Raw genomic sequence first — 20,002 nt, forward strand, 5'->3', positions numbered from 1 at the left:
CTCCGTACGCAGCCGACGCAAACCAGCCACCAGGATTCACCAGGCAAGAACCCGATTGCCGAATCACAGCCCTTGGCAACAACTACAGTTCTCCAACATTTCCCTGCGCCTCCCCGCTTGATACCGCCCACCGCACAGGCCTAATCTAGGCGCTCGCAGCATTCCCCAGCACCTTTTCCGACCTGGCTTCAAAGCCCTTCGGGCTTTATCGCGAGCAATCGAGCGTCGACCAGTTGCCCCTACAGAAAAACCCTGGCCCGACGCTCGCTTGCTCTCGATAAGGCCTGCAACAGCCGGACTGTTCACATGGAGGTTCCTCACATGTTCGATTTCCACCCCCAGCTCAAGCAGCGCTTCGCTGCCTTGCGCACGGGCGCCGAATTCTTTTCCCTGCGTTACGTGCGCGAATCCGGCCAGTACCTGTCGGTGCGCAAGAACGTGGCGGAGCCGCCGAGCCTGAGCCGCGACGAAGGCGCGATGCTCACCGTGCGGGTCAATGGCGTCGAGGCTTACGCCGCCACCAATGACCTGTCGCAAAGCGGCCTGCAGGCCGCGCTGCAACGCGCCGAGCAACAAGCCCGGCTGATCGCCGCCCACGCCCTGCTCGACCTGCGCGAACAGCCGGTGTCCAGCGACCGCGCCGATTACTTCTCGCCCAACCTCGAGCAGCCCTTCCCGTCCCTGAGCGACTGCTACCAGCTGCTCGGCGACGAGTCCGCGGCCGTGCCCAAGGACGAGCGCCTGGTGAACTGGCAGGTCAGCCTCGGCCTCACCCACGTCGAGCAGATCTACCTCAACAGCGCCGGCGCCGAACTGCGCCAGGCCCAGCGTTTCGTCTACCCGGGCATGGACGTCACCGCCTACGACGGCAATGACAGCCAGACCCGCAGCCTGGGCCGCGAGAACTTCGGCCAGCAGGGCGGCGCCGACGTGATCAGCCGCTGCGGGCTGATCGGTGCCGGAACCCAGGTCGCCGACCAGGCGCTGCAACTGCTGCTGGCGCCCAATACGCCCCAGGGCCCGCGCGACCTGCTGCTGATGCCGGACCAGATGATGCTGCAGATCCACGAATCCATCGGCCACCCGCTGGAGCTGGACCGCATCCTCGGCGACGAACGCAACTACGCCGGCACCAGCTTCGTGAAAAGCAGCGACTTCGGCAGCCTGCAATATGGCTCCAGCCTGCTCAACGTGACCTTCGACCCGGACATTCCCGAGCAACTGGCCAGCTACGGCCATGACGACGACGGCACGGCCGCCAGCAAGCAGTTCCTGATCAAGCAAGGCCTGCTGCTGCGTCCGCTGGGCGGCGCGCTCTCGCAATTTCGCGCCGGCCTCGACGGCGTGGCCAACAGCCGCGCCTGCGGCTGGAACCGCCCGCCTATCGACCGCATGGCCAACCTCAACATCGAGCCCGGCGACCAGCCGCTGGAGAAGCTGATCGGCGGCATCGAGAACGGCATCCTGATGTCCACCAACCGTTCCTGGTCCATCGACGATGCGCGCAACAAGTTCCAGTTCGGCTGTGAATGGGGCCAGTTGATCGAGAACGGCGAACTCAAGGGCGTGGTGAAAAACCCCAACTACCGGGCGATTTCCGCGCACTTCTGGAAGAGCCTCAGCGCCGTCGGCGACACCAGCACCTTCAAGGTCCTGGGCACACCGAACTGCGGCAAGGGCGAACCGAACCAGGTGATCCGCGTCGGCCATGCCTCGCCGGCCTGTGTTTTCAGCAATGTCGATGTATTTGGAGGAGACGCCTGATGAGTACGTCCCTGAATCAGGCCGAGCAGTTCAAGGCTTTGGTGCAATGGCTGCGCGATGCCGTGCGCGAGCCCGAACAGTTCACCCTGAGCTATGCCGCCGAGTCTTCGCAGTTCATCCGCTTCAACCACGCCAAGGTGCGCCAGGCCGGGCACGTGCAACAGGCCAGCCTCGGCTTCAAGCTGATCGATGGCGGACGCCATGCCGACCTCAGCATCACCCTCGCCGGCGACCCGCAGGTCGACATCCAGCGCCTGGCCGAAGGCCTGCAGCAGTTGCGCGAGACCCTGCCGCTGCTGCCCCAGGACCCGTACCTGCTGCTCAACCACGACGCTTGGAACACCCACAACGTGCAGGAGCACCCGCTGCCCAGCAGCGAGCAGGTGGTGGCCGAAATCGGCCAGGCCGCCGCCGGGCTGGACCTGGTGGGGTTCTATGCCGCCGGCCCGATCAGCCGTGGTTTCGCCAGTTCCTCGGGAGCCTTTGGCTGGCACCAGGCCAACAGCTTCAACTTCGACTTCAGCCTGTTCCACGACAACGGCCAGGCCGTCAAAGCCAGCTACGCCGGGCACGAATGGAGCAGCCAAGGCTTCGCCCAGCGCTTCCAGCAGGCCCGGGAACAGCTGGCGTTTCTCGGACGACCGCTGCGCACCCTGGCGCCCGGGCAGTATCGCGCCTACCTGGCGCCGGCGGCCCTGGAGGAAATCATGGGCATGCTGAGCTGGGGCGGTTTTTCCGCGCAGTCCATCGCCAGCAAGCACAGTCCGCTACAAAAGCTCTATGCCGGCGATGCCAGCCTGAGCCCCCTGGTGTCGCTGGACGAGCAGGTCAGCGGCTCGTTGAGCCCGGCGTTTTCCGATGAAGGCTACCCGCGCAGCGACCTGTCGCTGATCGCCGGCGGCGTCGCCCAGGGGCAACTGATCAACTCGCGCAGCGCCGCCGAATACAGCCTGGCCACCAACGGCGCCGGCAGCGGCGAATACCCCAGCGCGTTGAACATGGCGCCCGGGCAGTTGTCGCAGCAGGAGATTCTCAAGCAACTGGGCACCGGCCTGTACATCAGCAACCTGTGGTACCTGAACTACTCGGACCAGCCGGCTGCGCGCCTGACCGGCATGACCCGCTTCGCCACCTTCTGGGTGGAGAACGGCGAGATCCAGGCTCCGGTCAGCACCATGCGCTTCGATGACAGCGTCTACAGCCTGCTGGGTTCGCACCTGGAAGGCCTGACCCAGGAGCGCGAGCTGCTGCTGTCGGCCAGTACCTACAGCCAGCGCCAGACCGCCTCGGCGCAGCTGCCGGGCGCGCTGGTGAGCCGGCTGACGCTGACCTTGTAAGCGCAGGGGTAACCGGTCGATGCTCGATTGCTCGCGATAACGGTTGGTCTTCGACATCGATGTTGAATGTCGCATCGTTATCGCGAGCAAGCTTCGCTCCTACAGGGGGATACGTGCTCACAACAAGAAAGAGGTCCCATGCCCAACCGTGCCGAGCTTGACGCCACCACCGCCCGCTGGCTGCCCTGGGTGGTGGCCATCGCCTTTTTCATGCAATCCCTCGACGGGACCATCCTCAACACCGCCCTGCCGGCCATGGCCCGCGACCTGGCGGAAGATCCGTTGCGCATGCAGGGCGTGGTCATCGCCTACATGCTCACCGTGGCGTTGCTGATCCCGGCCTCCGGCTGGATCGCCGACCGCTTCGGCACCCGCAAGATTTTCTTCGGCGCCATCCTGCTGTTCAGCATCGGCTCGTTGCTCTGCGCCCTGTCCAACTCCCTGAGCCTGCTGGTCGGCGCCCGGGTGATCCAGGGCCTGGGCGGCGCCTTGATGCTGCCCGTAGGCCGGCTGGTGGTACTGCGCGCCTACCCGCGCTCGGAACTGGTGCGGATCATGGGCTTCATCACCATTCCCGGGCTGCTTGGCCCGCTGATCGGCCCGACCATGGGCGGCTGGATGGTGCAGTACCTGACCTGGCACTGGATCTTCCTGATCAACCTGCCGGTGGGCGTGATCGGCTGTTATGCCGTCTGGCGCTTCATTCCCGACCTGCGCGGCAGCGAACGCACACGTTTCGACAGCCTGGGCTTTTTGCTGTTCGGCGCGGCGATGGTGCTGATCACCATCGCCATGGAAGGCCTGGGCGAACTGCACCTGCCGCACCTGCGGGTGATGTTGCTGCTGTTCGGCGGCCTGGCCTGCCTCGCGGCTTACTGGCTGCGGGCCGGGCACGTCGACAATCCGCTGTTCGCGCCTTCGCTGTTCAAGGTGCGGACCTTCGCCGTGGGCATCCTCGGCAACCTGTTCGCCCGCCTCGGCAGCGGCGCCCTGCCGTTCCTGGTGCCGCTGCTGCTGCAAGTGGCCCTCGGTTATTCACCGTCCCAGGCCGGGATGAGCATGCTGCCGCTGGCCGCCGCGGCGATGCTCGCCAAGTCCATCGCCCGCCCGCTGATCGAGCGCCTGGGCTATCGCATCGTCCTCACCGGCAACACCTTGGCGCTGGGGATCATGCTCGCCAGCATGGGCCTGGTCACGGAGCAGACGCCCTACCCGCTGCTGCTGGGCATGCTGGCGGTGCTGGGGGCAATCAACTCGCTGCAGTTCACGGCGATGAACACCGTGACCCTGATCGACCTCGACGACGCCTCCGCCAGCAGCGGCAACAGCCTGCTGTCGGTGGTGGCGCAACTGTCCCTGAGCCTGGGGGTGGCCTGCGCCGGCGCGCTGCTCGGCGGCTTCACCGCCGAAGTCGGCAACGATGGCGTGAGCACCGTGCTCGGCGCCTTCCAGCTGACCTTCCTCACGGTGGGGATCATGGCGATGCTGGCGGCGGCGATCTTCCTGCAGTTGTCGCCCAAGGACGGCCTGCGGGCGAAGAAGGTCCAGGAGCATATCGAGCACTGATCTCCATTTCCTGTAGGAGCGAGCTTGCTCGCGATGAACGTCAGGGCAACACGGTATGTCAGGAGTCTTGCGTTGCCTTGAAGGTTTTTTCGCGAGCAAGCTCGCTCCTACAGGAAACGTGGGAGTTCTGGCTACTTTTCGTCCAGAAATTGCAGGTAAAGGGAGCGGGACTGATACACTGCGCGACATTTTGTTTTGCAGGCCCGTCCCGTGACCACCATTGCCACCGCTTTTAATACTTTGCCGCTGTCCGCCGCCATGCTGGCTAACCTCGACTCACTCGGTTATGCCCAGATGACGCCGGTGCAGGCGCAAAGCTTGCCGGTGATCCTCAAGGGGATGGACCTGATCGCCCAGGCCAAGACCGGCAGCGGCAAGACCGCCGCGTTTGGCATCGGCCTGCTGAACCCGATCAATCCGCGCTATTTCGGTTGCCAGGCCCTGGTGATCTGCCCGACCCGCGAGCTGGCCGACCAGGTGGCCAAGGAAATCCGTCGCCTGGCCCGCTCCGAAGACAACATCAAGGTCCTGACCCTGTGCGGCGGCGTGTCCTTCGGCCCGCAGATCGCCTCGCTGGAACACGGCGCGCACATCATCGTCGGCACCCCGGGCCGCCTGTCCCAGCACCTGCGCAAAGGCTCGCTGAAGCTTGACGGCCTCAACACCCTGGTCCTCGACGAAGCCGACCGCATGCTGGACATGGGCTTCTACGACCCGATCGAAGAAATCATCGCCTACACCCCCGAGCGCCGGCAGACCCTGCTGTTCTCCGCGACCTACCCGGTGGGCATCAAGCAGCTTGCTTCCAAATTCATGCGCGACCCGCAGCAGGTGAAAGCCGAAGCTCTGCACGCCGACAGCCAGATCGAGCAGCGTTTCTACGAGATCTCGCCGGAAGAACGCATCGATGCAGTGGTCAAGGTGCTGAACCACTTCCGTCCGCAATCCTGCGTGGCCTTCTGCTTCACCAAGCAGCAGGTCCAGGAAACCGTCGACCACCTGACCGCCAAGGGCATGTCCGCGGTGGGCCTGCACGGCGACCTGGAACAGCGCGACCGCGACCAGGTGCTGGCGATGTTCGCCAACCGCAGCACCTCGGTGCTGGTGGCCACCGATGTGGCCGCCCGCGGCCTGGACATCGATGCCTTGGACATGGTGATCAACGTCGAGCTGGCACGGGACTCGGAGATCCACATCCACCGCGTCGGCCGCACCGGCCGCGCCGGCGAGAAAGGCCTGGCGGTCAGCCTGGTGGCGCCGTCCGAGGCGCACCGCGCCCAGGCCATCGAGCAACTGCAGAAGTCGCCCTTGAACTGGGAACAGATCGACAGCCTGAAATCCCAGGGCGGCGGCCCGCTGCTGCCGGCCATGAGCACCCTGTGCATCGGCGCCGGGCGCAAGGACAAAGTGCGCCCGGGCGACATCCTCGGCGCCCTGACCGGTGAAGCTGGCATCCCCGGTACCCAGGTCGGCAAGATCGCGATCTTCGACTTCCAGGCCTATGTCGCCGTGGACCGCGGCATTGCCAAGCAGGCCCTGCAACGCCTGAACAGCGGCAAGATCAAGGGCCGTTCGCTGCGCGTGCGCATCCTGTAATACCACCACGCTCTTATAGGAGCGAGCGGGCGGCGATCTGACTTGCTCGCGATCAGGGCACCGCGGTCCGCCAGGTACAACCGCGTTATCGTTCATCGCGGGCAAGCCTCGCTCCTACGGGAACGGGGTTGCCGCGACACTTGTGTGAGGACACCGTTTTGCGCTCTACCGAAGTCGTGATCATTGGCGCTGGCGCCGCAGGGTTGATGTGCGCGCTGACCGCGGCCGGTCGTGGCCGCCAGGTGATGCTGCTGGACCACGCCAACAAGGCCGGCAAGAAGATCCTCATGTCCGGCGGTGGGCGCTGCAACTTCACCAACATGTACACCGAGCCCGGCAACTTCCTCTCGCAGAATGCGCACTTCTGCAAGTCGGCCCTGGCCCGCTACACCCAGTGGGACTTCATCGGCCTGGTGGCGAAGCACGGCGTGCCGTACCACGAGAAAAAGCTCGGCCAGCTGTTCTGCGACAACAAGTCCAGCGACATCCTCGGCATGCTGCTCGACGAGTGCGACCAGGTCGGCGTGCAGCTGCACCTGGACACCTCGATCCAGCAGATCGAGAAGCTCGACACCGGCTACCTGCTGGAAACCACCCTCGGCCAGCTCCAGTGCGAATCCCTGGTGATCGCCACCGGCGGCCTGTCGATTCCGACCCTGGGCGCCACCGGCTTCGGCTATCAGGTCGCCAAGCAGTTCGGCCACGAGCTGCTGCCGACCCGCGCAGGCCTGGTGCCGTTCACCATCACCGACCAGCTCAAGGAGCTGTGTGGCGAGCTGTCCGGCACCTCGGTGGATTGCCTGGTGAGCTGCAACGACATGAGTTTCCGCGAGAACATCCTGTTCACCCACCGCGGCCTGAGCGGCCCGGCGATCCTGCAGATTTCCTCGTACTGGCAACCCGGCGACACGCTGGAGATCAACCTGCTGCCGGACCACGACGTGCCGGGCTGGCTGCAACAGCAGCAGGCCGAACGTCCCAACAGCGAGCTCAAGACCCTGCTCGGCGAGATCTTCACCAAGAAGATGGCCGGCCTGCTGGCCGACAGCTGGTTCGTCTCCAAGCCGATGAAGCAGTACACCCACGCCGAGCTGGCGGACATCGCCAGCAAGCTGGCGAGCTGGCAGCTGGTGCCCGCCGGCACCGAGGGTTATCGCACCGCCGAGGTGACCCTGGGCGGCGTCGACACCCGCGAGGTGTCGTCCAAGACCATGGAATCGCTGAAGAGCCCGGGGCTGTATTTCATCGGCGAGGTGCTGGACGTCACCGGCCACCTGGGCGGCTTCAACTTCCAGTGGGCCTGGGCGTCCGGCTACGCGGCTGCGCAGTACGTCTGATCCGCTTCCTGACGTTCACCTGATCCCTGTAGCCGCTGCCGCAGGCTGCGATAGGTCCGCAGGACCTCGGGGGACGCCAGATCGCTGCACCCCTTCGGGTCGATCGCAGCCTTCGGCAGCGGCTACAGGTACCGATGAACATCAGCGGGAACAGAATTTGCTGTCGGATGTGACGACCCCATTGCGCGGTCGTCAATACTGGCTCAATTTAGCGGCATCGCCCCGGAAGGCTTTCTCACTTCATGTCATCGACCAGCTTTCGTCAGTCACTGCGGCGCCTTTGGGCGCTGGATAAATTCAGCTACAGCGTGCGGGTGTTCATCGCTCTGACCGGGAGCATGGCGCTGTGCTGGTACCAGGACGAAATGGCCTTGCTGATCCCCTTGTTCCTGGGGATTATCGCCAGCGCCCTGGCCGAGACCGACGACAGCTGGCAAGGCCGGATCAATGCCCTGGCCGTGACCCTGGTGTGCTTCAGCGTCGCCGCCCTTTCCGTCGAACTATTGTTCCCCTACCCTTGGATCTTCGTCATCGCCCTGGCGCTGGCCAGCTTTGGCCTGACCATGCTCGGCGCCCTGGGCGAACGTTACGGGGCGATTGCCTCGGCGACCCTGATCCTGTCGGTCTACACCATGATCGGCGTGGACCAGCGCGGCGGCGCCGTCACCGACTTCTGGCACGAGCCGCTGCTACTGGTGGCCGGCGCCGCCTGGTACGGCCTGCTGTCGGTACTGTGGCAGGCGATGTTTTCCAACCAGCCGGTGCAGCAGAGCCTGGCGCGCCTGTTCCGCGAGCTGGGCTATTACCTCAAGCTCAAGTCGTCGCTGCTCGAACCGATCCGCCAGCTGGACGTGGAAGCGCGCCGGCTGGAGCTGGCGCAGCAGAACGGCCGGGTGGTGGCGGCCCTGAACGCCGCCAAGGAAATCATCCTGCACCGGGTCGGCAACGGCCGGCCGGGCTCGAAAGTCAGCCGCTACCTGAAGCTGTACTTCCTCGCCCAGGACATCCACGAACGCGCCAGCTCGTCCCACTACCCCTACAACGCCCTGGCCGATGCGTTCTTCCACAGCGATGTGCTGTTCCGTTGCCAGCGCCTGCTGCGCCAGCAAGGCAAAGCCTGCCGGGCCCTGGGCGAATCCATCCAGCTGCGTCAGCCCTTCGTCTACGACGCCAGCTTCGCCGAGGCCCTGAGCGACCTGCACGCCTCCCTGGAACACCTGCGCATCCAGAGCAACCCGGCCTGGCGCGGCCTGCTGCGTTCGCTGCGAGCGCTGGCCGCCAACCTCGGCACCCTCGACCGCCTGCTCAGCGACGCCAGCAACCCCGACGCCCTCGCCGACGCCACCGACAGCAGCCTGCTGGACCGTTCGCCGCGCAACCTCAAGGATGTCTGGACCCGCCTGCGCACCCAGCTGACCCCGACGTCGCTGCTGTTTCGCCATGCCCTGCGCCTGCCCCTGGCCCTGACCATCGGCTACGGCATGGTGCACCTGATCCACCCGTCCCAGGGTTACTGGATCATCCTCACCACGCTGTTCGTCTGCCAGCCGAACTACGGCGCCACGCGGCGCAAGCTGGGCCAGCGGATCATCGGTACCGCCATCGGCCTGGTGGTCGCCTGGGCGCTGTTCGACCTGTTCCCCAGCCCGCTGGTGCAGTCGCTGTTCGCCATCGCCGCCGGGGTGGTGTTCTTTACCAACCGCACCACCCGCTACACCCTGGCCACCGCCGCCATCACCATCATGGTGCTGTTCTGCTTCAACCAGGTGGGCGACGGCTACGGGCTGTTGCTGCCGCGCCTGTTCGATACCCTGCTGGGCAGCCTGATCGCCGGCCTGGCGGTGTTCCTGTTCCTGCCGGACTGGCAGGGCCGACGCCTGAACAAGGTGCTGGCCAATACCCTGACCTGCAACAGCATCTACCTGCGGCAGATCATGCAGCAGTACGCGGCCGGCAAGAGCGACGACCTGGCTTACCGCCTGGCCCGGCGCAATGCCCACAACGCCGACGCGGCGCTGTCCACCACCCTGGCCAACATGCTGATGGAGCCCGGGCATTTCCGTAAGGAAGCGGACGTGGGCTTTCGCTTCCTGGTGCTGTCGCACACCTTGCTCAGTTACCTCTCCGGCCTCGGCGCGCACCGGGAAACCCAGTTGCCGGCGGAAGTCCGCGAGCACCTGATCGACGGGGCCGGGGTCAGCCTGGCCAGCAGCATCGATGAAATCGCCCAGGGCCTGGCGAACAAGCAGCCGGTGGCAATCCAGAGCGATGCCGAAGAAGCCCTGGCCAACGAGCTGGAGCAGATGCCGGATGAGATCGATGAAAGCCAGCGCCTGGTGCAGACCCAATTGGCGCTGATCTGCCGCCAACTGGGCCCCTTGCGGACCCTGGCGGCGCATCTGATCAAGGACACTGGCGAAGAACAAGCCGCGTAGCCGCTGCCGCAGGAGGCGCAAGCTATCAAGCACGCCGCAGGTTTTGGCCTTGGTACCCAACCTGCGGCAGCAGCTTTAATGGCGTCGTTTTACATCCCGTGCTGACGCAGCAAGCGGTCGTAGCTGCCGTCGGCTTTCATCGCCTCGATCTCCCGATCGAACTTCGCCACGATCTGCGCATGCTCGGGGTTCTTCAGGCTGACCAGGATATGCAAGCCGTTCTCGCTCAGGGAATTGGGCAGGAACTCCACCGCATTGCGCACCCGCGGCGACTCCCGCGCCAGGTAGTAACGGGCGACATATTCGTCCTCCAGGGTCAGCTTGACCCGGTCGGCCGCCAGCATGCGCACCGCCATCGCGAAGTTGTGCACCAGGACCTTCTGCAGTTCCGGATCGCTGTCGAAATCGGGGGAATAGGCATAACCACGCACCACCGCGATGGGGTACTGGTGCAATTGCTTGAGGCTGGTGTATTCGATGGGTGCATCCTTGCGCCGGATAAAACGCACCCGATTGACCAGGTACTCCGAGGAGAACTGCCCCAGCTGGGTGCGCGCCTCATTGAACCAGGCATTCACCAGCACGTCGTAACGGCCCTCGCCGACGCCGAACAAGGCCCGCGCCCAGGGCACCTGTTCGAACTCGCTGGCGTAACCGGCCCGGGCCAGCGCGGTGCTGACAATATCGGTGGCCAGCCCGCCGTTGACCAGCGTCGCATCCGTAAAGGGTGGCCAGGCGTCGGCCACCAATCGCAATTTTTCCGCATAAGCGCTCTGGCCCAGCAACAGCAATCCGATCAAAGCAAAAGCTCGATGCAATCGCAGCATGCTAAAAGATCCTTAGCGGGCGGACAGCCCTGCGTGTTTTTTGCCCAGACTCGAGGTCCTGCGGCCGGTGGACGGCCGCGACCCAGCCCCTAACAGTAGCTTATGGGCGCCACTGCACAGCGCTTCAGAGCAGATTACACAAAGAAGACAGTCGCGAACCAACGCGATGATGGCATTTTGACCTACCTCACAGAATCGCCACTGCGCTGCCAGGCAAGACAAGCCACCCGCCAGGCGCTTAACATCCGGGCACAGCTTTCCAAAGGATGAAACGATGACAATCGAATGGGTCTGCAAACACCACACCGATCTGGGCAAGGAGCAGCTGTACGCGATCCTGCAGTTGCGTACCGAAGTCTTCGTGGTCGAGCAGAAATGCGCCTACCAGGAAGTCGATGGCCAGGACCTGGAAGGCGACACCTGCCACCTGATGGCCTGGGACGATGACCAACTGGTGGCCTACCTGCGCCTGCTCGATCCGGTTTCCCAGGGTGGCGACGTGGTCATCGGCCGCGTGGTGATCGCCCCGCAGGCACGGGGCAAGGGGCTGGGCCATGAGCTGATGGAGCACGCCCTGAAACAGGCGCAGAAACACTGGCCGCAAACGCCGATCTATCTGTCGGCACAGGCCCATTTGCAGGGGTATTACGGGCGCTACGGCTTCAACGTGGTGGGCGAACAATACCTGGAAGACGATATCCCGCATATCGGCATGCGCCGCAGCTGATATCGCGATCGCGAGCCTGCTGCAGCCAGCAGGTTCGCGTTCACATCGACGGACTGCCGAGGTCCCTCAGGGATACTCCAGCACCGCCTTGATCCGCGACAGATTCGCCTCGATCCAGCCCTTGTCGATGGCGCCCCAGCTTTTGATCCGATAGCTGCCGGCATGATTGCGTGCGCCGTCCTGTTGCTCGAACTCACAGAGGATATCCAGATCCGCCAGGGCGGCGATGGTGTCCTGCGCCGTGCGCCGCGGCATGCCGGTCGCCTCGGTCAGGGCCGGGACGTTGCTGGCCAGGCCGCTGTCGATCAGGTAGGCCACGTACAGCCGGCGGTAAAAACTGCTCTTGGTCTTGCTCACGTCCATCGCCCGCTCCTTGTGCCCGGGGTCACTCGGCCCCGCCCGGGCGCGCTTGCAGGTCGCGCCAGGTCAGGTAGACCCGCAGATCGAATTCCAGTTGGTGATAGCCCGGCAGCATGTGCTCGCAGAGCTTGTAGAAGGCCTTGTTGTGCTCGCTTTCCTTGAAGTGCGCCAGCTCGTGGACGACGATCATGCGCAGGAATTCCGGCGCCGCTTCCTTGAACAATGAGGCGATGCGGATTTCCTTCTTGGCCTTGAGCTTGCCGCCCTGGACCCGCGAGATCGTGGTGTGCAGCCCCAGGGCGCGGTGCGTCAGGTCCAGGCGGTTGTCGAACAGCACCTTGTCGATGGCCGGGGCATTGCGCAGGTACTCCTGCTTCAACTCCAGAGCATAACCGTACAGCGCCTTGTCGCTCTGTACCCCGTGCTTGCCGGGGTAACGCTGGCTCAGGTAATCGCCCAGCCGCCCTTGCGCAATCAGCTGGCGCACTTGCTCTTGCAGGGTGGCGGGATAGGCCTGGAGGTATTTCAACGCGGTCATGGGGCGGCAACGCAATCACGAAAGGCCGCCAGTGTAGCGAATTCAACCCGGCAACGCGCTCCAGTCGAAGGGCTCGGCGAAGCGCTCGACATCCGCGGCGATCAACGGCCGCGCCACCAGGAAACCCTGCACGTACTCGCAGCCGTTGTCCTGCAGCCAGCGGTACTGTTCCAGGGTTTCCACGCCCTCGGCGATCACCAGCACACCGAACGCCTTGCACAGGTCGATCACGCAGCGTGCCAGCGTCGCGTCCCGTGTCGAACCCGGCAGCCTGGCGATCAGGTGGCGGTCGAGCTTGAGGGTATCGAGCTCCAGGTCCCGCAGGTGGGCCAGCGAACAGGCGCCCGAGCCGAAGTCGTCCAGCGCCACCCGCACCCCGAGACTGCGCAACAGGCGCAGTTGCTTGCGCGATTCATCGAGGTTCTGGGTCAAGGCGTCTTCCGTGACCTCGACCTCCAACTGCCGCGGTTCCAGGCCATGCCGCTCCAGGACCTGGCGCAATTCGGTGGCCAGGTTCGGCATGGCGAACTGGGTGCCGCTCAGGCTCACGGCCAACACGGTCTGTTCGGCAAACAGCGTTTTCCAGGACGCCCGCTGGCTCGCACTCTGCTGGTAGATCCAACTGCCCAGGCGACTGATCAGCCGCGCTTCCTCCAGCAGCGGCAGAAACAACCCCGGCGGTACATCGCCGACGCTCGGATGCCGCCAGCGCAACAAGGCTTCGAAACCGCGCAGGCGCCCATCGGCAATCGATACCTGGGGCTGGTACACCAGGTTGAACTCCTTGCGCTCGACCGCGCTGCGCACACTTTCCTCGAGCATCAGCCGCGAGCGGGCACGACCGTTCATTTCGTGGTCGTAATAACGGTACTGCTGGCGCCCGGCACGCTTGGACTCGTACATGGCGATGTCCGCCGCGCGCATCAGGCCATCCAGGTTGGAACCGCAATCGGGGTAGATGGCGATGCCGATGCTGGCCCCCAGGGCGACATCCAGGCCGTCGATCTGCTGACAGATGGATATCCGCTCGATGAGCTTCTCGGAAATCTTCGCCGCCTGTTCCGGGAACTCCAGTTCCAGTAAGGCGGTGAACTCATCGCCGCCCATGCGCGCCAGGATATCGAAGGAGCGCAGGCAGGCCTTGATCTGCTCGGACACCCAGCGCAACACCCGGTCCCCTGCGTCGTGCCCGAGGGAATCGTTGACCCGCTTGAAACCATCCAGGTCCAGGTACAGCAGCACCAGTGACTTGTCCGAACGCTCGCTGCGCAATAACACGCTTTCCACCGTCTGGTAGAAGCCGCGCCGGTTGAGCAGGCCGGTCAGCGGATCGGTCACCGCCTGGTACTCCAGTTGCTGATGCAGGTGGCGGACTTCCGACATGTCGAGCAGGGTCACCACCATCGCCTTCTGTTCGCTCGGCAACGGCGCGCAGGACAACGCCACCGACACCTGCTGGCCCGGGACGGTACGCAAGGTGGCGTCGTGCAGGCGATAGGTCTCGCCCTTGCGATAGCTGGCAAACAGCTCGGATTCGGCCCACAGCGGCACATGGGGCTTTTGCAGATAGTCGAGCAGCGCCGAGCCCTCCAGCTCGCTCACCGGGGCGTTGAGCAAGCGCGAGATCGCCGGGTTGGCGAAACGGACGATCCCGCCTTCGTCCACCACCAGAATCCCTTCCGCGGCGTTGTCCAGCACCGAGGCGTTGAAGGCCCGGGCGTTCTCCAGATCGTGGCTCAGGCGCTGCAGCGCGCGGCGATTGCGCTGCTGTTCCAGCAACGCCTGGACCTTGGGTTTGAGGATCTGCGGGTCGAACGGCTTGAACAGGTAATCCACCGCGCCGCTGGCATAGCCCTTGATCACGGCGTCCTTGGACTGCTCGTTGGCGGTGAGGAAAATGATCGGGGTCAGGCGGGTTCGCTGGCTGCCGCGCATCAGGCGAGCCACCTCAAAACCGTCCATTTCCGGCATCTGCACATCCAGCAACACCAGATCGATGTCGTGTTCCAGTAACAGACCCAGGGCCTCGACACCCGAGGCGGCGGTCATGACCTGCCAGTCGTGGCGCTGCAAGAGGGCTCGCATGCTGAGCAGGTTTTCGGGGTAATCATCAACAATCAGTAAGACCGAGCTGGCTTCACCTGGCCGAGTTTGCGCGCATTCCATGCTGCTTCTCTTGTCTGTGTAGGGCCGGCCTGCGAAGAAGACCGGACAAAAACTGAGCCTTCACTCTAGACCCGGATCCTGCAAAGCAGAAGCTGTCACAGCGCCATCATTTAGCCAAAGCCCCAGGCTCCCGACTAACGGTCAGCCCCATAGGGGTTGAAACCGGTAGAGGCATTTTTTCGACAGATGGTTGACGCCAATTATCCGCCGGACGGGCATTAACAAAAGCACCTTCTACGCTTATAAAGATCGCCTTCAAAAGCGCAGGCTAAAGCCTTTGTCGGCTTTTCATCCGGCATCAAATCGGGAAGCTTTGACTATGATCGACCTCGCAACCTGGAATCTGAGCATTCCCGAAGGCAGTCCACCGGCGACCATCGACACCCCAAAACTGGTGGATGGCTTCAAGGATCAGTACTTCCATTCCGACACCGGCACCCTGTTCTTCTGGTCGCCCGTCACCGGCTCCCGCACCGCCAACGCCATCTACCCGCGCAGCGAGCTGCGTGAAACCTACTCCAACGGCACCCTGAAGAACTGGACCTACCCGGAAGCCGACAACCTGCTCTACGCCACCCTGGCGGTGAACCAGGTGCCGTCCACGGGCAAGATCGTCATCGGCCAGATCCACGCCTACAACAGCACCAAGCCCCTGGTGAAGGTCGAGTACCAGTACAAGACCACCACCCAGAGCGGCAACATAGTCGCCAAGGTCCGCATGCGTCCGGACGATACCGAAAGCCGGGTGATCATCGTCGCCGAGAACGTGCCGCTGAACCGGGAGTTCTCCTACCTGATCCACCTGAGCCCGGGCGGCGCCCTGGGCGTCAGCGCCGCGGGCTACCAATGGGACACCCAGCTCAGCAGCACCTGGCGCGACAAGCCGCTGTACTTCAAGGCCGGGGTGTACGTGCAGGACAACACCGGCTACACCAGCGAAGGCGGCAAGGTGACCTTCTACAAGCTGGATATCGATCACAACGAAACCTGATCTTCTGCAGGAGCGAGGCTTGCCCGCGATAGCGGTCTGCCAGGCGACATCCATGGCGAATGTCAGGTCCTCACCGCGGGCAAGCCTCGCTCCTGCCAGATTCTGGAGACCGGGCACAAAAAAACCCGCATCGCTGCGGGTTTTTTCGTTCAACGCTAAGGCTTAGTTGACCTTGGCGTTCAGCTCACCTTTGAGGTAACGCTGGAACATCGCTTCCAGGGAGATCGGCTTGATCTTCGAAGCGTTGCCCGCGGTGCCGAAGGCTTCGTAACGGGCGATGCACACGTCGCGCATGGCGGTTACGGTGGCGCCGAAGAACTTGCGCGGGTCGAACTCGCTCGGGTTGGTGGCCATCAGGCGACGCATCGCACCGGTGGACGCCAGGCGCAGGTCGGTGTCGATGTTGACCTTGCGCACGCCGTACTTGATGCCTTCGACGATTTCTTCAACCGGCACGCCATAGGTTTCTTTGATGTCGCCGCCGTACTGGTTGATGATCGCCAGCCACTCTTGCGGAACCGAAGAAGAACCATGCATCACCAGGTGGGTGTTGGGGATGCGCTTGTGGATCTCTTTGATGCGGTCGATGGCCAGCACGTCGCCGGTAGGCGGCTTGGTGAACTTGTAGGCACCGTGGCTGGTACCGATGGCGATGGCCAGGGCGTCGACCTGGGTCTTCTTGACGAAGTCCGCGGCTTCTTCCGGGTCGGTCAGCATCTGGCTGTGGTCCAGCACGCCTTCGGCGCCGATGCCGTCTTCTTCACCGGCCATGCCGGTTTCCAGGGAACCCAGGCAGCCCAGCTCGCCTTCTACCGAAACACCGCAGGCGTGAGCCATGGCCACGGTCTGCTGGGTCACGCGCACGTTGTACTCGTAGTCGGTCGGGGTCTTGCCGTCTTCGCCGAGGGAGCCGTCCATCATGACCGAGGAGAAACCCAGCTGGATCGAGCGCTGGCAGACGTCAGGGCTGGTGCCGTGGTCCTGGTGCATGCACACCGGGATGTGCGGGAATTCTTCGATCGCCGCCAGGATCAGGTGGCGCAGGAAAGGCGCGCCGGCGTATTTGCGGGCACCGGCCGAAGCCTGGACGATCACCGGAGAGTCAGTCTTGTCAGCTGCTTCCATGATGGCGCGCATCTGTTCAAGGTTGTTGACGTTGAAGGCTGGAACGCCGTAGCCGAATTCGGCTGCGTGGTCCAACATCTGGCGCATGCTGATGAGTGCCATTGTGTGTATCTCTCCCGGTCGAGGGTCGTTAATCGTGCAAGCCTGCCGTAGCGGCGGCTGCTATTCAAGTGATTGCAGATCGAGGGTCAGCCCGGCCTGCGGATTCGTTACTGCATCAATCTTGCGAGCCCTGTGCGCTGCTATTAATAGAAGCGGCATCGGCTCCCGGCCTACGGCGCTTTACAGCCGCGGCCGATCAAATCGTTGGTGGCGACCCAGTAAACCAGGCCTTCGTCACCTTTTTCGTGAAACGCCAGCATGTCGTTGCTGTACAGCGAACCGGAACCGCTCGGCTCCAGCTTCAGGCGATAGACCTGATCGGCCCCGCCCAGCCGCACATCGACTTCCTTGCGGCTGCTGTCGGTGTAGCGCCAGACCACTTGCGCCTGGCTGTCGCACACCCAGGTCGTCCAGTTATCCGTCTCGGCCGGCTTGAACAGGTCGAAGTTGGCGCAACCTGCCAGCAATCCCAGCGCAGCCACGGCGATAAAGCCTTTCATCGGTGTTCCTCGGCTGACGGCCCACGGCCGCCAGCACAGCGCGTTATCGAATCAGACCCGTCAAGGGCAACCATGTTCCTTGGCCTTGGCTGGAGTCTCGTACTTGTCCAGACCATCGGGCCCCATGCGCTTGTTGATCACCGGCGCAGTCTCGGCCTGCCAGTCGGCCTGATAGCAGCCTTTCTCGGGCTCTGCCGAATCGGGCTCCGACTGGGCAGGCTGGCTGCCGCAACCGGCAAGCAATCCCGCGACGATCAACAGCGGTAACGTCTTGACCATATGAACACTCCCTTGCCTGGCCATTGGGGCTTCAGGCCTTGGCCCGGCTTTCCAGGACTTCGACCGCCGGCAGCACCTTGCCCTCGACGAATTCGAGGAAGGCGCCACCGCCGGTAGAAATGTAGGAGATCTGCTCGGCTACGCCATATTTATCGATGGCCGCCAGGGTGTCGCCGCCGCCGGCGATGGAGAATGCCGCACTTTCCGCGATGGCCTGGGCCAGCACCTTGGTGCCGTTACCGAACTGGTCGAACTCGAACACGCCGACCGGGCCGTTCCACAGGATGGTCTTGGACGACTTCAGCAGTTCAGCGAAGTTCGCCGCGGTTTGCGGGCCGATGTCCAGGATCATGTCGTCGGCAGCCACGTCGGCAATCAGCTTGACGGTGGCGGTCGCGCTCTCGGCGAACTCCTTGGCTACTACCACGTCCACCGGCAGCGGCACGCTGACCTTGGCGGCGATGGCGCGAGCGGTATCCAGCAGGTCCGGCTCGTACAGCGACTTGCCGACCGGGTGACCGGCAGCGGCGAGGAAGGTGTTGGCGATGCCGCCGCCGACGATCAGCTGGTCGCAGATCTGGCTCAGGCTATTGAGGACGTCGAGTTTGGTCGACACCTTGGAGCCCGCGACGATGGCGGCCATCGGCTTGGCCGGAGCGCCCAGGGCCTTGCCCAGTGCTTCCAGCTCGGCGGCCAGCAGCGGGCCGGCAGCGGCGACCTTGGCGAACTTGGCCACGCCGTGGGTCGAACCTTCGGCGCGGTGCGCGGTACCGAAGGCGTCCATCACGAACACATCGCACAGGGCGGCGTATTGCTGGGCCAGTTCGTCGGCGTTCTTTTTCTCGCCCTTGTTGAAGCGCACGTTCTCGAACAGCACGATGTCGCCGGCCTTGACCTCGACGCCGCCCAGGTAGTCGGCCACCAGCGGCACTTCGCGACCCAGGGCACGACTCAGGTAGTCGGCCACTGGCTTGAGGCTGTTCTCGGCGGAGAATTCGCCTTCGGTCGGACGACCGAGGTGCGAGCAGACCATCACGGCCGCGCCTTTTTCCAGGGCCAGCTTGATGGTCGGCAGCGAAGCCAGGATACGCGCATCGCTGGTGACAACACCGTCCTTGACTGGGACGTTGAGGTCTTCGCGGATCAGTACGCGCTTACCTTGCAGATCGAGGTCGGACATCTTCAACACGGTCATGGGTCGCAATTCCTGGGTTACTGTTTTTTTGGAAACGGGAAGTTAAGAGACAGCTTTGGGTGCAGCGGCTTGCAGATAGTGTCCTGCAACATCCAGCATTCGGTTGGCAAAACCCCATTCGTTGTCGAACCAGGCCAGGATGTTCACCAGCCGCGGGCCGGAAACACGGGTCTGGCTGGCATCGACGATCGCCGAATGCGGATCATGGTTGAAATCACAACTGGCGTGCGGCAACTCGGTATAGGCCAACAGGCCCTTGAGCGGGCCGCTGGTGGCAGCCTCGCGCAGGATCCGGTTGACTTCGCCGGTGTCGGTATCGCTCACGGTCTGCATCGTGATGTCGAGGCAGGACACGTTGACGGTCGGCACGCGCACAGCTTTGGCCTGAATTCGCCCGGCAAGTTCCGGCAACAGCCGTTCGATGCCACGCGCCAGACCGGTGGACACCGGGATCACCGATTGGAACGCCGAACGGGTGCGGCGCAGGTCCTCGTGGTGATAGGCGTCGATCACCGGCTGGTCGTTCATCGCCGAGTGAATGGTGGTGATCGACACGTATTCCAGACCGATGGCCTGGTCCAGCAGGCGCAACAGCGGCACGCCGCAGTTGGTGGTGCAGGATGCGTTGGACACCAGCAGCTCGTCGCCAGTCAGGCAGTCCTGGTTGACGCCGTAGACGATGGTGGCGTCGACATCCGCCTCGCTGGCCATCGGCTGGGAAAACAGCACCCGCGGCGCACCGGCGTCGAGAAAACGCTGGCCGTCTTCACGGGTGTGATAGGCACCGGAACATTCAAGCACCAGATCGACGCCCAGGGACGCCCAATCGATGCCTTCGGGGGTGGCACTGCGCAGGACCTTCACGCAGTTGCCATTGATATGCAGACAGTCGCCGTCGACCTTCACCTCGCCGGGAAACCGGCCGTGGGTGGAGTCGAAGCGTGTCAGGTATTCCACGCTGGCCATGTCGGCCAGGTCGTTGATCGCGACAATCTCGAACCCGGCCGCAGCCCCCCGTTCGAACAGGGCACGCAAGACACAACGACCGATCCGGCCGTAGCCGTTGAGTGCAACTTTGTAGGGACGCGGTTGAGGCATGGGATTCTCGATTACCGGGGTGAATCCATCACTGTCGTGTTGCCTGTTCAATTGTCATC

17 protein-coding genes are annotated in these 20,002 nt (G+C 63.8%); 8 read left to right on the forward strand and 9 right to left on the reverse strand.

Translation table 11 applies throughout. The features are described from left to right. Positions 1–321: 321 nt before the first annotated feature. The 6 genes from J4D52_RS19820 (at position 322) to yccS (ending at position 10,035) form a co-directional block, all read left to right on the forward strand. Positions 322–1,764, forward strand: a complete 1,443-nt coding sequence (locus J4D52_RS19820) for a TldD/PmbA family protein (RefSeq protein ID WP_102676328.1) — start codon at positions 322–324, stop codon at positions 1,762–1,764. Then, positions 1,764–3,101: a TldD/PmbA family protein gene (locus J4D52_RS19825; RefSeq protein ID WP_102676329.1), complete on the forward strand. Its 1,338-nt coding sequence runs from the start codon at positions 1,764–1,766 to the stop codon at positions 3,099–3,101. The genes J4D52_RS19820 and J4D52_RS19825 overlap by 1 nt, the downstream gene beginning before the upstream one ends. 66 nt (positions 3,102–3,167) lie before the next feature. Next, complete coding sequence (gene mdtD / locus J4D52_RS19830; RefSeq protein WP_371860279.1) at positions 3,168–4,667, forward strand: multidrug transporter subunit MdtD; 1,500 nt, start codon at positions 3,168–3,170, stop codon at positions 4,665–4,667. Between the two features lie 258 nt (positions 4,668–4,925). Continuing rightward, a complete protein-coding gene (gene dbpA / locus J4D52_RS19835; RefSeq protein WP_230589677.1) occupies positions 4,926–6,263 on the forward strand; it encodes an ATP-dependent RNA helicase DbpA in 1,338 nt (445 codons plus the stop codon). A 158-nt stretch (positions 6,264–6,421) separates the two neighbouring features. Then, entirely contained in the window at positions 6,422–7,600 is a 1,179-nt protein-coding gene (locus tag J4D52_RS19840) for an NAD(P)/FAD-dependent oxidoreductase (RefSeq protein WP_102676331.1), read from the forward strand. A gap of 242 nt (positions 7,601–7,842) precedes the next feature. Beyond that, a complete protein-coding gene (gene yccS, locus J4D52_RS19845; protein WP_025807249.1) occupies positions 7,843–10,035 on the forward strand; it encodes a YccS family putative transporter in 2,193 nt (730 codons plus the stop codon). A gap of 89 nt (positions 10,036–10,124) precedes the next feature. Here yccS and J4D52_RS19850 read toward each other — a convergent pair whose 3' ends face one another. Continuing rightward, on the reverse strand, positions 10,125–10,862 hold the full coding sequence (locus J4D52_RS19850) for an ABC transporter substrate-binding protein (RefSeq protein ID WP_025807247.1): 738 nt from the start codon (positions 10,860–10,862) through the stop codon (positions 10,125–10,127). Between the two features lie 274 nt (positions 10,863–11,136). On the opposite strand from J4D52_RS19850, the gene J4D52_RS19855 reads away from it, so the two are divergent. Further along, positions 11,137–11,589: a GNAT family N-acetyltransferase gene (locus J4D52_RS19855; protein WP_063433269.1), complete on the forward strand. Its 453-nt coding sequence runs from the start codon at positions 11,137–11,139 to the stop codon at positions 11,587–11,589. Between the two features lie 66 nt (positions 11,590–11,655). Here J4D52_RS19855 and J4D52_RS19860 read toward each other — a convergent pair whose 3' ends face one another. Genes J4D52_RS19860 through J4D52_RS19870 form a run of 3 tightly spaced genes read right to left on the reverse strand, consistent with a single transcriptional unit; the run spans position 11,656 to position 14,653 of the window. After that, entirely contained in the window at positions 11,656–11,952 is a 297-nt protein-coding gene (locus J4D52_RS19860; protein ID WP_025807245.1) for a helix-turn-helix domain-containing protein, read from the reverse strand. Between the two features lie 22 nt (positions 11,953–11,974). Further along, a complete protein-coding gene (locus tag J4D52_RS19865; protein WP_063433270.1) occupies positions 11,975–12,487 on the reverse strand; it encodes a M48 family metallopeptidase in 513 nt (170 codons plus the stop codon). Between the two features lie 42 nt (positions 12,488–12,529). Further along, positions 12,530–14,653 (reverse strand): bifunctional diguanylate cyclase/phosphodiesterase, encoded by a 2,124-nt coding sequence (locus J4D52_RS19870; protein WP_063433271.1) that lies wholly within the window; start codon positions 14,651–14,653, stop codon positions 12,530–12,532. A gap of 319 nt (positions 14,654–14,972) precedes the next feature. Between J4D52_RS19870 and J4D52_RS19875 the strand changes: the two genes are divergently transcribed. Next, entirely contained in the window at positions 14,973–15,644 is a 672-nt protein-coding gene (locus tag J4D52_RS19875; RefSeq protein WP_025807242.1) for a polysaccharide lyase family 7 protein, read from the forward strand. 162 nt (positions 15,645–15,806) lie between these two features. On the opposite strand, the gene fba is transcribed toward J4D52_RS19875, so the two are convergent. The 5 genes from fba to epd all read right to left on the reverse strand — a co-directional run bounded on the left by fba (position 15,807) and on the right by epd (position 19,943). Then, entirely contained in the window at positions 15,807–16,871 is a 1,065-nt protein-coding gene (gene fba / locus J4D52_RS19880; protein WP_003229012.1) for a class II fructose-bisphosphate aldolase, read from the reverse strand. A 170-nt stretch (positions 16,872–17,041) separates the two neighbouring features. Continuing rightward, on the reverse strand, positions 17,042–17,371 hold the full coding sequence (locus tag J4D52_RS19885) for an MliC family protein (protein ID WP_007922315.1): 330 nt from the start codon (positions 17,369–17,371) through the stop codon (positions 17,042–17,044). A 60-nt stretch (positions 17,372–17,431) separates the two neighbouring features. After that, the gene (locus J4D52_RS19890; protein WP_102676332.1) at positions 17,432–17,650 is read right to left on the reverse strand and encodes a hypothetical protein; all 219 of its coding nucleotides are present in this window, start codon (positions 17,648–17,650) and stop codon (positions 17,432–17,434) included. A gap of 31 nt (positions 17,651–17,681) precedes the next feature. Beyond that, positions 17,682–18,845: a phosphoglycerate kinase gene (locus tag J4D52_RS19895; RefSeq protein ID WP_063433272.1), complete on the reverse strand. Its 1,164-nt coding sequence runs from the start codon at positions 18,843–18,845 to the stop codon at positions 17,682–17,684. A 42-nt stretch (positions 18,846–18,887) separates the two neighbouring features. Continuing rightward, positions 18,888–19,943, reverse strand: a complete 1,056-nt coding sequence (gene epd, locus J4D52_RS19900) for an erythrose-4-phosphate dehydrogenase (RefSeq protein WP_063433273.1) — start codon at positions 19,941–19,943, stop codon at positions 18,888–18,890. Positions 19,944–20,002 lie beyond the last annotated feature (59 nt).

The sequence above is a fragment of the Pseudomonas sp. GW460-12-10-14-TSB1 genome (genome assembly GCF_017349775.1).
GTDB lineage: Bacteria > Pseudomonadota > Gammaproteobacteria > Pseudomonadales > Pseudomonadaceae > Aquipseudomonas > Aquipseudomonas piscium.